Origin of the sequence: Streptomyces malaysiensis subsp. samsunensis (genome assembly GCF_024519315.1) — a bacterium.
GTDB classification, from domain to species: Bacteria; Actinomycetota; Actinomycetes; order Streptomycetales; family Streptomycetaceae; genus Streptomyces; species Streptomyces malaysiensis.
Window position 1 is genome coordinate 94989 of record NZ_JANIIC010000006.1, and the last position, 13649, is coordinate 108637.

Annotated in this window: 13 protein-coding genes and 1 pseudogene; 1 reads left to right on the top strand and 13 read right to left on the bottom strand. The window is 72.3% G+C overall.

Annotated elements, in window-relative coordinates; all coding sequences use genetic code 11:
- Window positions 1–4: 4 nt before the first annotated feature.
- The 12 genes from NQU54_RS07505 to NQU54_RS07560 all read right to left on the bottom strand — a co-directional run bounded on the left by NQU54_RS07505 (window position 5) and on the right by NQU54_RS07560 (window position 11816).
- Window positions 5–673 (bottom strand): CBS domain-containing protein, encoded by a 669-nt coding sequence (locus tag NQU54_RS07505; protein ID WP_257630366.1) that lies wholly within the window; start codon window positions 671–673, stop codon window positions 5–7.
- 93 nt (window positions 674–766) lie between these two features.
- A complete protein-coding gene (gene hypE, locus NQU54_RS07510) occupies window positions 767–1756 on the bottom strand; it encodes a hydrogenase expression/formation protein HypE (protein WP_257630481.1) in 990 nt (329 codons plus the stop codon).
- Window positions 1757–1820: 64 nt separating this feature from the next.
- Window positions 1821–2942 carry a hydrogenase formation protein HypD gene (gene hypD / locus NQU54_RS07515; RefSeq protein ID WP_257630367.1) on the bottom strand — a complete coding sequence of 374 codons (1122 nt, stop codon included), beginning with the start codon at window positions 2940–2942 and terminating at the stop codon, window positions 1821–1823.
- A complete protein-coding gene (locus NQU54_RS07520) occupies window positions 2939–3238 on the bottom strand; it encodes a HypC/HybG/HupF family hydrogenase formation chaperone (RefSeq protein WP_069860689.1) in 300 nt (99 codons plus the stop codon). The genes hypD and NQU54_RS07520 overlap by 4 nt, the downstream gene beginning before the upstream one ends.
- Before the next feature lie 18 nt (window positions 3239–3256).
- Entirely contained in the window at window positions 3257–5668 is a 2412-nt protein-coding gene (gene hypF / locus NQU54_RS07525) for a carbamoyltransferase HypF (protein ID WP_372505815.1), read from the bottom strand.
- Window positions 5669–5776: 108 nt separating this feature from the next.
- Complete coding sequence (locus NQU54_RS07530; RefSeq protein ID WP_257630369.1) at window positions 5777–6289, bottom strand: hydrogenase maturation protease; 513 nt, start codon at window positions 6287–6289, stop codon at window positions 5777–5779.
- Window positions 6286–7638: a Ni/Fe hydrogenase subunit alpha gene (locus NQU54_RS07535; protein ID WP_257630370.1), complete on the bottom strand. Its 1353-nt coding sequence runs from the start codon at window positions 7636–7638 to the stop codon at window positions 6286–6288. The genes NQU54_RS07530 and NQU54_RS07535 overlap by 4 nt, the downstream gene beginning before the upstream one ends.
- Window positions 7635–8477 carry an NADH-quinone oxidoreductase subunit B family protein gene (locus NQU54_RS07540; protein ID WP_174883394.1) on the bottom strand — a complete coding sequence of 281 codons (843 nt, stop codon included), beginning with the start codon at window positions 8475–8477 and terminating at the stop codon, window positions 7635–7637. Before NQU54_RS07540 ends, NQU54_RS07535 begins: the two co-directional genes overlap by 4 nt.
- A gap of 1 nt (window position 8478) precedes the next feature.
- Window positions 8479–9291, bottom strand: a complete 813-nt coding sequence (locus NQU54_RS07545; protein ID WP_257630371.1) for an FAD/NAD(P)-binding protein — start codon at window positions 9289–9291, stop codon at window positions 8479–8481.
- Window positions 9288–9743 carry a cyclic nucleotide-binding domain-containing protein gene (locus tag NQU54_RS07550; RefSeq protein WP_079260162.1) on the bottom strand — a complete coding sequence of 152 codons (456 nt, stop codon included), beginning with the start codon at window positions 9741–9743 and terminating at the stop codon, window positions 9288–9290. Before NQU54_RS07550 ends, NQU54_RS07545 begins: the two co-directional genes overlap by 4 nt.
- On the bottom strand, window positions 9740–10897 hold the full coding sequence (locus NQU54_RS07555; protein ID WP_257630372.1) for a 4Fe-4S dicluster domain-containing protein: 1158 nt from the start codon (window positions 10895–10897) through the stop codon (window positions 9740–9742). The genes NQU54_RS07550 and NQU54_RS07555 overlap by 4 nt, the downstream gene beginning before the upstream one ends.
- A 205-nt stretch (window positions 10898–11102) precedes the next feature.
- Window positions 11103–11816, bottom strand: a complete 714-nt coding sequence (locus NQU54_RS07560; protein WP_100805213.1) for an SDR family NAD(P)-dependent oxidoreductase — start codon at window positions 11814–11816, stop codon at window positions 11103–11105.
- A gap of 174 nt (window positions 11817–11990) precedes the next feature.
- Between NQU54_RS07560 and NQU54_RS07565 the strand changes: the two genes are divergently transcribed.
- Window positions 11991–12599, top strand: coding sequence for a TetR/AcrR family transcriptional regulator (locus tag NQU54_RS07565; RefSeq protein ID WP_257630373.1), 609 nt, complete (start codon window positions 11991–11993; stop codon window positions 12597–12599).
- Between the two features lie 168 nt (window positions 12600–12767).
- On the opposite strand, the pseudogene NQU54_RS07570 reads toward NQU54_RS07565, so the two are convergent.
- A pseudogene (locus tag NQU54_RS07570) lies at window positions 12768–13543 on the bottom strand (FadR/GntR family transcriptional regulator).
- Between the last annotated feature and the right edge of the window lie 106 nt (window positions 13544–13649).

Genomic DNA, 13649 nt, shown 5'->3' on the forward strand with positions numbered 1-13649 from the left:
GGTCTCAGGCCGTGCGCTCCGCCTCGTCCGGGCCGACGCCCCGGAAGTGGCATTCCACGTCCACGACGCCCTCGACGGCCCGGGTGAGGCGCGCGGCCACGGGGATGCGCGCGGTGTCGCGGAGCCGCCCGCTGAGGGTGACGACCCCCTCGTCGACCCGGACGTGGATGCCGCCGTCACCGGGGAAGAGATAGGACACCACCGTGCGCCGGACCTCTTCCTCGATGTCCTGGTCCGAGCGGAGGAAGACCTTCAGCAGATCGCCCCGGCTGACGATTCCCAGCAGCTTGCCCTCGGTGTCGACCACGGGAAGCCGTTTTACCCCTCTGACGGCCATGATCCGGGCCGCCTCGGACAGCGTGGCGTCCGGGTGCACGGTGACCGCCGGGGAGCTCATCAGCTCCTCCGCCGTCAGTGCCCCCGCCTTCGCGAGGTCGGGGAGGCGCCGAAGCTGCTGGAGGCGGTCCGGATCGCTGTCCCGGAATTCCTCCTTGGGCAGCAGATCCGCCTCCGAGACGACGCCGATGACACGCCCCTCGCCCTCCAGCACCGGCATGGCGCTCACCCGCCACTCGCCCAGTGTCTGCACCACTTCCTTGAACGACGCGTCACGCCCGACGGCGACCACCGTCCGTGTCATCACATCACCCACGATGTGCGGAGTCTCGGACATGTGAGTACCTCCCTCCGCGCTGCGTTCCGGCGGCTTCTCCCCTCCCAGTGTCCGGCCCGCCGGCGCCCCCCGGCCACTCGGGGACCGCGCCGGTCAGCAGATCCGGGGCAGTTGCTCGCCGAGCGGCGGATCCACGATCCGGGTTCCGCCGAGTCCGGTACGGGCCACGACCATGCCGGGGTGTTCGGCCACGCACACGCCGATCACGGTCGCCTCATGTCCCAGCGGATGCGCGCGCATCGCCTCCAGGACCATCTCGGCGTGGGTCCTGGCCACGAAGGCCACCAGGCGGCCCTCGTTGGCCATGTACATCGGGTCGAGGCCGAGCAGGGCACAGGCGGTGGCGACCGCGTCCGGGACGGGCACCGCCGCCTCGTCCAGGGCGACACCGGTGCCGGAGGCCGTCGCGATCTCGTTGAGAGCGGCGGCCAGGCCGCCCCTCGTGGGGTCGCGCAGAACGTGGATATCGGGCGTGACGGCGAGCATCGCCCGGACCAGTCCGGCCAGCGGCGCGGTGTCGCTGACCAGCTCGGTGCCGAACGTCAGCCCTTCGCGGACGCTGAGGATGGCGATGCCGTGCTGTCCGATCGGCCCGCTCACGATGACCGCGTCACCGGGCCTGGCACGCCGCGGACGGATGTCCACCCCCTCGGGGATCAGCCCGATCCCCGCCGTGTTCACATACACACCGTCGCCGTGGCCGGAGTCGACCACCTTGGTGTCGCCGGTGACCACGGTGACGTCCGCCGCGCGGGCGGCCGCGCCCAGCGCCTGGGCCACCCGGCCGACGGTGCTCAGCTCCGTGCCCTCCTCCAGGATGAACGCGCAGGACAGGTACGCGGGAACGGCTCCGCTCATGGCCAGGTCGTTGACGGTGCCGTTGACCGCCAGATCCCCGATGCTCCCGCCGGGGAAGAACAGCGGGCGGACGACGTAGGAGTCGGTCGAGAAGGCCAGCCGGGCACCGCCGAGCGTGACAGCGGCCGAGTCGGTGAGTCCTTCCAGGGCCTCGCCACCGTAGGCCGGGAGGAAGAGGTGCCGGGTCAGCTCCGCGGAGAGCGCTCCTCCGCCACCGTGGCCCATCACCACCACCGGGTGGTCGCGCAGTGACGCAGGGCAGGACCAGCCGGCGGTGTCGGCGGTGATGTCAGTCAACGGAAGCCGTCTCCTCCGCGCGGGGCGTGGCAAGACGCCGGTACAGGTAGTAGGCGGCGCACGCGCCCTCACTGGAGACCATGGTCGCGCCGAGTGGTGTGCGCGGAGTGCAGACGGTGCCGAAGGCCGTGCACTCATGGGGTTTGATCAGCCCCTGGAGCACCTCTCCGGCGCGGCACACCGCGGGCTCGTCGGTGGCCGGGCCGGTGATCTCGAACCGGTGCTCGGCGTCGTGGTCCCGGTAGGCGTCCGAGAGCCGCCAGCCGCTGTCCGGAATGGTGCCGATGCCGCGCCAGGCGCGGTCGGTGGTGGTGAAGACCTCTCTCAGCACCTTCAGAGCGACCGGGTTGCCCTGCGGGCGCACGGCGCGTGGGTAGGCGTTCTCGACGCGGTGTTCCCCGCGCTCGAGTTGGCGGACCGCCCGCCGGATGCCTTCCAGGATGTCCAGCGGCTCGAATCCGGTGACCACGATGGGCACGTGATGGGCGTCGGCGAGGGCGGGGTACTCCAGGGTGCCCATCACACTGCACACATGCCCCGCGGCGAGGAACGCCTGGACGCGGCAGTTCGGCGATCGCATGATCGCCTCGATGGCCGGTGGCACCCGGACATGGGACACCAGCAGGCTGAAGTTCCGGACGCCGAGCCGTTTGGCCTGGTGAGCCGCCATGGCGATGGCGGGCGCCGTGGTCTCGAAGCCGACACCGAAGAACACCACCTGTCGGTCCGGGGTCTGCTGGGCGATCCGCAACGCGTCCAGCGGTGAGTAGACGACTCGGACATCACCGCCGTCGCTCTTGACCCGGAACAGATCACGGTCGCTTCCCGGCACCCGGAGCATGTCGCCGAACGAGCAGAAGACCACGCCCGGCCGGGAGGCGATCTCCAGCGCCTTGTCGATCATCTCCAGCGGGGTGACACAGACCGGACACCCCGGCCCATGGATCAACTCGATGTTCCCGGGCAGCAGTTGGTCGATGCCGTGCCGGATGATCGAGTGGGTCTGACCGCCGCAGACCTCCATCATGGCCCATGGCCGGGTGACCGTCCGGGCGATGTCGTCCAGGAGCCGTCGGGCGAGGCCGGGGTCCTGGAATTCGTCGATGTACTTCACCGGTTCTCCTCCTCGGGCGCCCTTTCCACCTCGGCCGCCGCACGCGCCCACACATCGCCGAACTCCTCGTCCAGCGCCCCGATCCGCTCGAAGAGCCGGAGCGTGGCCAGGGCGGACTCCTCGTCGAGCCGCTGGATGGCGAAGCCGACGTGGACGATCGCGTACTCACCGACCTCGATCTCCGGCAGATAGGCGAGGCAGACGTCCTTGACCACCCCGCCGAAATCGACCCGCGCCATCGGCGTACCGTCCCGCTCCTCGATGCCGACCACACGGCCGGGTACCGCCAGGCACATGCGCTCCTCCTCGGTTCCTCAGGTGTCGGCCATACGGGCGGCGACGACCGCCTGTCCCAGGGCCAGACCGCCGTCGCCGGGCGGGACCACCGTGTGTCCGAGGACGGTGAAGCCGTCTTCGGCCAGCCCGGCGGCGCACATCCCGTCCAGGAGGGCGTTGGCGAACACCCCGCCGGTCAGGACGACCGTCCGCACTCCCGTGCTCCGCCGTGCCTTCCGGCAGGCCGTGCGGACCGCACCGGCGATGGCCAGATGGAAGCGGGCGGCGATCAGCGGAACGGCCACACCCGCGCGGAGATCGGCCACGATCGCCGCCAGCAGCGGTGCGGGCTCCTCGAGCGCGAAGGCGTAACCGTCCCGCACCCCGTCGGCGGTCACGGCCGCGGCCTCCAGTTCCACGGCGGCCTGGGCCTCGTACCCCGCCCGGTGGCAGATGCCCACCAGCGAGGACACGGCGTCGAACAACCGCCCCATACTGGATGTCGGCACACACCCGATGCCCCGCGCCAACTGGCCTTCCAACAGGCGGAGTTCCTCAGGCGGGCAGGCGGCGACGCACGGCAGGTCGGGGGACCGGACGAGGCCCGCCGCACGCAGATGGGCCAGTGCCATCCGATACGGACGGCGCACCGCCGCGTCACCGCCGGGCAGGGGGACATACGCCAGATGCGCCAGGCGGCGGTAGCCCGCGTAGTCGACCAGCAGCACCTCGCCGCCCCATACGGCGCCGTCGTCGCCGTAGCCGGTGCCGTCGAAGGCGACACCGAGCACCGGCTCGTCCAGCCCGTGCTCCGCCATGGCGGAAGCGATATGGGCGTGGTGGTGCTGGACCAGGGTGAGCGGCCGGCCGGTACGCCGCGCCCATCGCGCGGACCGGTAGCCGGGGTGGCGGTCGGCGGCGACGCGGACCGGCTCGACGCGGGTGAGCGTCCGCAGATGGCTCTCGGCACGGTCGAAGGCGCGCTGGGCGGACGGGCTGTCCATGTCCCCGATGTGGGCGGACAGCCAGGCGCTGTCGCCCGCCGCCAGGCACAGGGTGTTCTTCAGGTCCCCGCCGACCGCGAGGACCGGATGGACGGCCACCGGAAGGTGGATGCGCGCCGGGGCGAAGCCGCGCGAGCGGCGGATCGGCAGTGGCGAACCGTCCGCGCGGACCCGCACCACCGAGTCGTCGCAGGCCACCACGATGGGCCGGTCGTGCCAGAGCCAGGCGTCGGCGAGCCCGTCCAGGCGGGCCATCGCCTCCCGGTCGTCGGTCACCAGCGGCTCGCCGGAGAGGTTTCCGCTGGTCACCACCAGGATGTCCGGACCGGGCGGGTCGCCGGGAAGGCCGAACAGAAGCCGGTGCGGCGGGGTGTAGGGCAGCATCACACCGATGTCCGGGCTCCCCGGACACACCCGCGGCGCGAGCGGGGTCGGGGATCGGCGGCGCAGCAGCACGATGGGGCGCGACCGACCCACCAGGACACGGCGCTCCGCCGGGCCGAGGTGGCCGAGCCGGGCGGCGGAGTCGGGGTCGGGGGTCATCACGGCGAACGGCTTGTCGCCACGGGCTTTGCGGCGTCGCAGTTCGCCCACGGCCCTCGGCGCGGTGGCGTCGCAGACCAGGTGGTAGCCGCCGAGGCCCTTGACCGCCAGGATCGCCCCGGCCGCCAGCATCCGCCGGGCCTCGGCCAGCGCGGCCCCACCCTCCCGTCGTACGGCGCCGGTGAGCCTCAGGCGTGGCCCGCAGGCCCAGCAGGCGATGGGTTGGGCGTGGAACCGCCGGTCGGACGGGTCCGTGTACTCCGCCGAGCAATCCGGGCACATCGGGAACGCCGCCATGGTGGTCGTGGCCCGGTCGTACGGCAGGGCGGTGGTGATGGTGAAGCGTGGACCGCAGTCGGTGCAGGTGATGAACGGGTGCCGATGGCGGCGGCCGGCCGGATCGGCCAGTTCGGTCAGGCAGGTGTCGCAGGTGGCGGCGTCGGGCGGGACCAGGGTGCGGCCGTGCCCCGTCACGGAGGGCACGATCGCGAAACCGGCGCCGCCGGTCGGGCGCAGTTCGGAGGTGGCCGCCGAGACGATGTCCGCCAGTGGGGGCGCGTCCGCCGTCAGCCGGTGGCAGAAGGCGGCCACCGCCTCGGGGCCGCCCTCGATCTCGATCCGCGCCCCGGCCGGTCCGTTGGCCACCTGACCGGACAGGCCCAGTTCGGTGGCCAGGGCGTGGACGAAGGGCCGGAAGCCGACTCCCTGGACCACACCACTGACCGACACCAGACGGCGGACCGGCCGCTGTTGGCCGACAGCGGTCACGCCGGCCCCGCCGTGGCGGAGCGGTGAGCGGGGACCGGCTGATCCATGGACGCGGCACTTCCATCCGGTGTGGTCATGAGCCTGTGCGGAGAGTCCGGGCCCGGCCGTGCGGCGGAAGCCATCTGGCCGGGGCATCGGCCATGCTAGGAACCGGGTCGGCCACCGTGGGAGACCACGCGCGGGCGGCGGCCTCCAACGCCCCGAACGGCTCAAGCCGGGCGCGACGCCGTGGCGGCCGTCCGGCTATGCGGTGTCCTGATGGGCGATCGGCCGGCCACCCGTGTGCCGGAGGCGGTCGTGAGCGTCGGCGATGGCCCCGGTCACCTGGCGGAGCAAGTGGGGGAGCGCGTCGGCCACGGGTGGGCTGAGCCCGCACCCGAGGCGGAAATCGGCCCCTTCGACGGCCTGCACGGTGAGCTCCCGGGGCATCCGGTCGAGCGCCGCGGCCAGGGCGAACGTCTCACCGGGCCCGAGGGCGTGGGTACTGGCGGAGCGTGCGGCGCAGCGTGCGGCCCGCTCCGCCGTCAGGGTGTGCAGCCGCCCCGGCCGGCCGGGATGCGCGTGCACCACCTCGACCACGACCACGGCGTCCTGAGGGCGCCACAGGCCGAGCATCCGCCCGGGCTCACCGTCGCTGTCGGCCAGCAGCGTGTCCTTCGGCGGGTCGGCGCGCAGCGCCTCGACGACGGCCGGGCCGGCTCCGTCGTCCCGGCGGAACGGATTGCCCACGCCGATGACCACCACCCGGCCCGTCATCCGCGCTCCACCGTCAGATCCAGGAAGTGCGCGGAACACGAGATGCACGGGTCGTGGTTGCGGACGGCCCGCTCGCACAGCGCGGTCAGCTCCTCGTCGCCGGCCGGCTCACCGGGTGCGTCCAGACGGGACTGCACCTGGCGGCGGAGGTCGTACTCGATGGCGGCCTGGTTCTGCGCGGTGGGTGGCACGATACGGGCGAGGGTGAGGGTGCCCTCGGCGTCCATGGCGTAGCGGTGGTAGAGCAGCCCGCGCGGCGCCTCGGTGGCCGCGCATCCGGTCGCAGGGCGCGGTGGCACCGCGGCGTACGGCCGGGAGGGCGGCTCGTAGGCGTCGATGATCCGCAGCGCCTCGGCCACGGCGTGGGCCACCTCGACGGCACGGACGACGATGCTCCGGAACGGGTTGCGGCACACCGCTCCGGTGGCCGGGTCGCCGAGCCCCGCCGCCCGCGCGGCGTCGAGGGCCGAGGGGTGGAGCCACCGTCCGCTGACCGCGTACCTGGCCAGTGAGCCGGTCAGATAGTGGTGGCCGTCCAGCTCGGACACCAGGGCGGTCGAGTGGGGGACCTGCCGTTCCACCACATGCCGCTCGAACTCCGCCACCGGAAACCCCCGCACCGGGGCGCCGTCCGAGTCGGCCCCCGCAGCCATGACGGCCGGGGTTCCGGAGTCGATGGCGTACCGGCCGGGGTCGCGCATCGCCAGCAGCGGGCCGTCGTAGTCGGCATCGGGGAAGTCGAAGCCGGCCACCCAGCGCACGGTCTCCAGCGCGTCGTCATGGGCCCGGCGCAGCCGCTCGGCCAGCGGGGCGAGTTCGGCCGGGGCGGGTACGCGGTAGAAGCCGCCGAGGCGGACGTTGATCGGGTGGATGGCGCGGCCGCCGAGCCGCTCCATGATGGCGTTGCCCGCCTGTTTGATCCGCAGGCCGCGTTCCACGGCCCCACGGTGCTCGCGGGCGAGTTCCACGGCGCTGGAGTGGCCGAAGAAGTCGGGGGCGTGCAGCAGATGGATGTGCAGGGACTGGCTCTCGATCCATTCGCCGTAGTAGAGCAGCCGCCGCAGTTCGGCGAGCGGTCCGTCGACCGTCACCCCGCAGGCCCGCTCGATGGCCTGGCATGCGGTCATCTGGTACGCGACCGGGCAGATTCCGCAGATCCGCGAGGTGATGTCGGGTGGCTCGCCATGGCCGCGACCGACGAGGAACGCCTCGAAGAAGCGCGGCGGCTCATAGATGCGCAACTGCGCCTCGGCCACCGTCCGGTCGTGCACGGTCAGATGGAGGGCGGCCTCGCCCTCGACCCGGGCGAGTGCGTCCAGCCGCAGGACGCGGGATCCGCGGTGGCTCATCGGCGTTCTTCCTCCGCCGGGGGCTCGGTGGACTCCTGGGCCGCGAGCCCGGGAACGGGGCCGTATTCGGGCGAGGCCGCGTTGAAGGTGCGGAAGACCCGCACGATGTCCCGCCCGGCCATGCCGTCGTGCCGCAGCTGGCGCACCATGGACTCCAGGTTGGGGTGGGCGACCGGCCCGAAGCAGCCGTAGCAGCCGCGTCCGTAGGCGGGACAGAGGGCACCGCATCCGGCGTGGGTGACCGGCCCCAGACAGGGGACGCCCCGCGCGACGGTGATACAGGTCGTGCCGCGCCGCTTGCACTCGAAGCAGACGCTGTGGCCGGGGATGTTCGGCTTCCGCCCGGCCAGAAAGGCGGTGATCACCTCCAGCAGCTGACCGCGGTCGATCGGGCAGCCGCGCAGCTCGAAGTCGACCGGTACATGCGCCGAGATGGGGGTGGAGGTGGCCAGCGTGGCGATGTACTCCGGACTGGCGTACACCGCGGCGCGGAACTCCTCGACGTCCGCGAAGTTGCGCAGGCCCTGGACGCCGCCCGCGGTGGCACAGGCCCCGATGGTGACCAGGCGGCGGGAGATCCGCCGGATGTGGTGGACGCGCCGCACATCCTCGGCCGTGGTGACGGACCCCTCCACCAGGGAGAGGTCGTACGGTCCGGTCCCCGCGAGCGTGGCCGGCTCCCGCGCGTCCTCCGCGGTGGACATCTCCAGGAAGTGCGCGATGCGCAGCCGGCCGGTGAGCGGCAGCAGTTCGTCCTCGCAGTCGAGCAGGGTCAGCTGGCAGCCGTCGCACGAGGCGAACTTCCACACGGCCAGGGAGGGGCGGTCGTCGGAGTCCATCTCACAGCTCCCGCACGGCGAGCAGGGGCCGGGTGCGGTCGTAGCCGACCACCGGGCCGTCCCGGCACAGCAGCAGCGGCCCGAGCTGACAGTGACCGCAGTGGCCGGTGCCGCAGCGCATGTTCCGCTCCAGCGACACCTGGACCCGCTGCGCGGGCAGACCGCGGTCGAGCAGCGCCCCGGCGGTGTGCCGGATCATCACCTCGGGGCCGCAGAGCAGCGCCTCGGTCCGATCCGGGCGCCAGTCGACCCGGTCCAGCAGGGTGGTGACCACGCCCACGCTGCCACGCCAGCCGGGACCGGGCCGGTCGACGGTCACCTCCACCCGCGCCGAGGCGCGCCGCCAGCGCTCCAGCTCCTCCCCGTAGAGCAGATCCTGGGGCGTGCGGGCCCCGATCAGCACGTTGAGCCGGCCGTAGTGCCCTGGGTGGTCGAGCACATGGCGCACCACCGGGCGCAGCGGGGCGAGCCCGATACCGCCGGCGACCACCAGGACGTCGGACCCTGCTGCCGCGCCGAGATCCCAGCCGACCCCGTAGGGGCCCCGCAGGCCGACCGCGTCCCCCGCCCTGAGCCGGCACAGCGCGCCGGTGACCGCGCCGACCGCGCGCACGGTGTGCGTCAGACGGTGGCCGTCACCGATCGCGCTGACCGAGATCGGCACCTCACCGGCGCCGAAGGCGTACACCATGGCGAACCGCCCGGGGGAGAACTCCGGCAGCGCCTGCCCCACCGGCGCCACCTCGAGCGACACACAGTCCGCGGTCTCCGCCGAGACGGCGGCCACCCGGTAGGGCAGGGGCACGGTGGTCACGACGGGACGCTTCCATGCGGCGTGTACAGGTCCAGCAACCGCAATCGGGTGGCCTGGAGCCGGTCGGCGATCAGCGCCGCACACCGCAGCATCAGCTCGTAGCCGAGCTCCGTGTCGGCCATGCACAGCTCACGCACCTCGGCCGCGGGAAACTCCCAGGTCCGCACCGCTCCCAACGCCCGAGCGCCCAGATGCCAGCGGTACGGCGGGAAGATCCACGACCAGCCGAGCTGCTGCCGCGGCCCGAGGGTCTCCACCACCTGGGCCCGGCGCCCGGGAACGTACACATCCAGGGCGACCTCGCCGGAGCGGATCAGCCAGAACCGGTCGGCGACGCCGCCCTCGTCGAACAGGGTGCTGCCCGCGCGGAAGTCCCGCTCGTCGGCGAGCGTGAACAGCCGGTCGCGCTGGACCTGCGGAAGGGTGTCCAGCAGCAGTGGCCACCCGGTCATCGTGGCTCCTCCTCCGCACGCCGGGTCCAGTCGTACAGGGCCGCGGCCTCCTCGGTGATGTCGATGGCGACCGGACACCAGACGACGCACCGGCCGCATCCCACACACCCCGACGACCCGAACTGGTCGTACCAGGTGCCCAGTTTGTGGGTGAGCCACTGCCGGTAGCGGCTGCGCGGCGAGGCGCGGACCGGGCCGCCCGGCAGATAGGAGAAGTCCAGGTCGAAGCAGACGTCCCAGACCCGCCAGCGCTCGGCGTGGTCCCCGGTCAGATCGGTGACATCCTCGGTCGTGGTGCAGAAGCAGGTGGGACACACCATGGTGCAGTTGCCGCAGGTCAGGCATCGGGAGGCGACGTCGTCCCAGCGGGGCGCCTCCAGCGTCCGGGCCATCAGCCGCCGCAGGTCGGTGTCCGGCATCGTGCGACCCATCCGCTCGGCGGCGGCCGCGACGGCGCCCGTGGCGGCCCGGCAGACGGCCTCGGAGGCCGGTTCCCCGGACAGCTCAGCCAGGATCTCGGCCCCCTCCGCGCTGCCACCGCGGATCCAGAACCGGTGCCCCTCGTCGTCGACCAGCTCGGTCAGCACCAGGTCATAGCCGGGCCCGGCCGCCGGTCCCGTGCCCATCGAGACGCAGAAACAGGTCCCACCGGGTTCGGTGCACTCGACCGCCACCAGAAACGCCCCGGACCTCCTGCCCCCGTAGACCGGGTCGCGGTGCGGCCCCGCAGTGAGCACGCGGTCCTGGACCGCGATGGCCCGCAGATCGCAGGAGCGGACACCGAGGAACGCGAAGCGGGGAGGCGTGGTGTCGTCCGCCTCGATGACCAGCTCTCCGCCCGCGCGTTCGGCCGTCCACTGGCGGACCCGGGCGGGGTGCAGAAACGTCTTCCACGATTGCGGACCGGCCGCGTTGGCGAAGGCCGCGCCATCCGTACGCGACCGCAGCCGATACTGCCCGGCATCGAGGTCCACACCCCATCCGTACGGCAGTTGAGCCGCGGATTCCAGCTCCGCCAGGACGATGGCGCCGTCCCGCACAGTGGGGCCGACCACCGTGTAACCGCGGGCCCGCAGAACGTCGACCAGAGCGGCCAACCCGTCCGTGCCGATCACGGCTCCCTCGGCCGAAGGAAGCGTCGACGCACTCACCACAGCCCACCTCGGTCATCGCCGGACACCAGGGCCCATCTGCGCACACATCCCGTCCCGAGCGCGGGAACTCCGGCCCCGACACGGCCGTGATCGGCCGAATGCGCGGGGCCCCACCGCTGTGTGGGCGTATCGGCGACGCCTCACGAAGCCCACAGGCCGGACCCGGTGAATGTCTCCCGGCCGGGGCCGAGCGCGGAACCGCGTGTCAGGGGCGGGAGTGGACGCCGATGCCTCCGGAGACGACGAGGTTGTCGCCGGTGATGTAGCCGGCGGCGTCCGAGGCGAGGAAGGCCACGGCTTCGGCGATATCGGCGGGAGCGCCGACGCGGCCGAGCGGGACGTCCCGAGCCCAGGATTCGAGCATGTCCCGGGAGACGCCCATCCTGCGGTAGACGGGGGTGTCGATCATTCCCGGGCTGACGGCGTTGACACGGATGCGGCGGGGGGCGAGTTCGAGCGCGAGGGACCGCATGAGGGGCAACAGCGCGCCCTTGGCGGCCGTCATGGCGGCTCCGACCCCTTCGCCGGCACCCACGGTGAACACGACGGAGGCGCCCTCGCCGAGGAGCGGGAGCGCCTTTTGCAGGGTGAAGAAGGTGCCCTTGACGTTGATGTCGAACAGGGCGTCGAAGGCGGCTTCGTCGGTTGACTCGATCGGGCCGGGGCGGGAGATGCCCGCGTTGAGGAAGAGCAGGTCGAGGGAGCCGAATTGGCGGCGTGCCTGCTCCACCGCACGGTCGATGTCCGGCAGGGACCGTGCGTCGGCCCGTACGACCGTGACGTCCTCGGGGAGTCCGGTGTCCGCGAGGCCGCTGACGCCGGTGACCATGACGCGGTGGCCGCGGGAGTGGAGCAGTTCGGCGGTCGCCTTGCCGATGCCGCTGGTTCCACCGGTGATCAAGGCTGTGGGTGCGGACATGATGCGCTCCTTGGCGTGGATCTGGGAGGTGGGGGTGATCGGTGAGCGGTTCCGGGCCGTGGGACGGCGGGCTGTGCCCCGCACCGATCGCTTTTGGCAGCGTACGACAGTCTGGCAGCGACTGCCAACCATGCTGTGAGTGCCGGTCTGGCAGTGCTGGGCTAACCTGGTGCTATGAAGCAGGAAGCCAAGACGGCGGCGGGCGCACCGGCCACGCTGTGGGACCGGACGCGTCAGCTGGCCTCCCAGGAGATCCTCGCGACGGCTCTGCGTTTGTTCACCGAGCAGGGCTATGACGAGACGACCATCGCCCAGATCGCCCGGGAGGCCGGTGTCTCCCAGCGCACCCTCTTCCGCTACTTCGGCACCAAGGAGGACCTCCTCGGCGGCGATCAGGACCGGTTCGGGCAAGTCCTGACGGACGCGGTCGGCGAACAGCCCGCCGACGTCGGTGTCTGGGAGGCCCTGCGCGCGGGGATCGCCGCCGTACAGGTCCTGCACGACAGCCGCGAACAGGCCCTGGAGCGGTTCCGTCTCCTGCACAACACCGCATCGCTGCGCGCCGGTTGGCTCGAGAAGCGGCTGCGGTTCCAGGAGGACCTGCTGCCGCTCGTCGAGGCGCGTATGGGCACCGCTGGCGGCGGCGCGGATCCGAGGGGCCGCGCGGTGCTCGCGACGGCGTTCGCATGCCTGGACGCCGCGTCGATGACGTGGGTCGCCAACGACGGCAAGGGCGACATCATGGACCTGTACGACGAGTGCCTGGCGGCGGTGCGCGGCTGAGGTCGCGCCCCGAAGGGGTGCGGGGCTGCGATCGATGTGAGGCTCCGCCGCGCGGGCGCGACCGGCCACGACGGCGCCGCGGACGATCGACGGCGGGTCAGGGCACTTCCGGCGGGGCGCTCAGCCCTGCGCTCGGTCCTCGGGACCAGGGCACCTCCGGTGGGGTGCTCAGCCCTGCGCTCGGTCCTCGGGACCGGCGAGAAGGGCTTCGATGTGGTGCCGCGCCATGACGTCCACCTGTACGTCGAGGTCCTTGCCGTAGGTGCGCAGGGCCAGCGTCAGGTGTTTTCGCATCCGCCGGCGGGCCAGCTCGACATCGCGCGCCTCGATGGCCTCCAGGATCTCCGGATGGTGCGGCACCCCGGGTTCGCCGATGGTGGGGTCGGAGTTCGACCGCAGCATCATCTCGAACATCATCCCGCTGATGGACGAGAGCATGATGCGCAGCACGGGGTTGCCGCTCGCCGTGGAAGGCCAGGTCGGCCCGTGCCTTGGCGACGACGTCCGAGGAGGACTCCAGCGCGACGTGCCGCCCGCATCGCCGCGAGGTCGTCCTCCGTCGCCCGCGTCGTCGCCAGCCGGACCGTCTCCACCTCCAGCGGCACCCGCGCCTCGATGAGCTGCCGCACGGTGGGACGTCCCGCCCGGTACAGCGCGTCGTACCCACGGACCTGCCCCGACGTCTGCTCGCGTACGAACGAACCGCGGCCGGGCGCGACCTCGATCAGCCGCTGTGCCTCCAGCCGCCGCAACGCCTCCCGCACCACATTCCGGCTGGATCCGAACTGAGTGGCCAGCTCGCGCTCGGACGGCAGCTTGGTCCCGACCGCGAGCGCACCCGAGCGGATGTCGTGCTCCAGCTGACGCGCGATGCGCTCGGTGAGGAGACCGCTCTGGCCGACGGATGGCACGCGGCCCGGCTGCGAGGACGGGACGGGCGGCATGATCAGCAGGATACAGGCGGTCCACCGACCATCCCGTCAGCAACTGCCCTGGAGGGCATCCTTCGCATATGATCTGCACTCAGATGAAAATGGGTGAAATCGCTCA

What these genes read in the sequence shown, in the direction of transcription:
- hypE (WP_257630481.1), bottom strand. Translation starts at nt 1,756, where the DNA reads ATGGGCCACGGTGGCGGAGGAGCGCTCTCCGCGGAGCTGACCCGGCAC.
- hypF (WP_372505815.1), bottom strand. Translation starts at nt 5,668, where the DNA reads ATGCCCCGGCCAGATGGCTTCCGCCGCACGGCCGGGCCCGGACTCTCC.
- NQU54_RS07535 (WP_257630370.1), bottom strand. Translation starts at nt 7,638, where the DNA reads ATGAGCCACCGCGGATCCCGCGTCCTGCGGCTGGACGCACTCGCCCGG.
- NQU54_RS07550 (WP_079260162.1), bottom strand. Translation starts at nt 9,743, where the DNA reads ATGACCGGGTGGCCACTGCTGCTGGACACCCTTCCGCAGGTCCAGCGC.
- NQU54_RS07505 (WP_257630366.1), bottom strand. Translation starts at nt 673, where the DNA reads ATGTCCGAGACTCCGCACATCGTGGGTGATGTGATGACACGGACGGTG.
- NQU54_RS07540 (WP_174883394.1), bottom strand. Translation starts at nt 8,477, where the DNA reads ATGGACTCCGACGACCGCCCCTCCCTGGCCGTGTGGAAGTTCGCCTCG.
- NQU54_RS07530 (WP_257630369.1), bottom strand. Translation starts at nt 6,289, where the DNA reads ATGACGGGCCGGGTGGTGGTCATCGGCGTGGGCAATCCGTTCCGCCGG.
- NQU54_RS07520 (WP_069860689.1), bottom strand. Translation starts at nt 3,238, where the DNA reads ATGTGCCTGGCGGTACCCGGCCGTGTGGTCGGCATCGAGGAGCGGGAC.
- NQU54_RS07565 (WP_257630373.1), top strand. Translation starts at nt 11,991, where the DNA reads ATGAAGCAGGAAGCCAAGACGGCGGCGGGCGCACCGGCCACGCTGTGG.
- NQU54_RS07560 (WP_100805213.1), bottom strand. Translation starts at nt 11,816, where the DNA reads ATGTCCGCACCCACAGCCTTGATCACCGGTGGAACCAGCGGCATCGGC.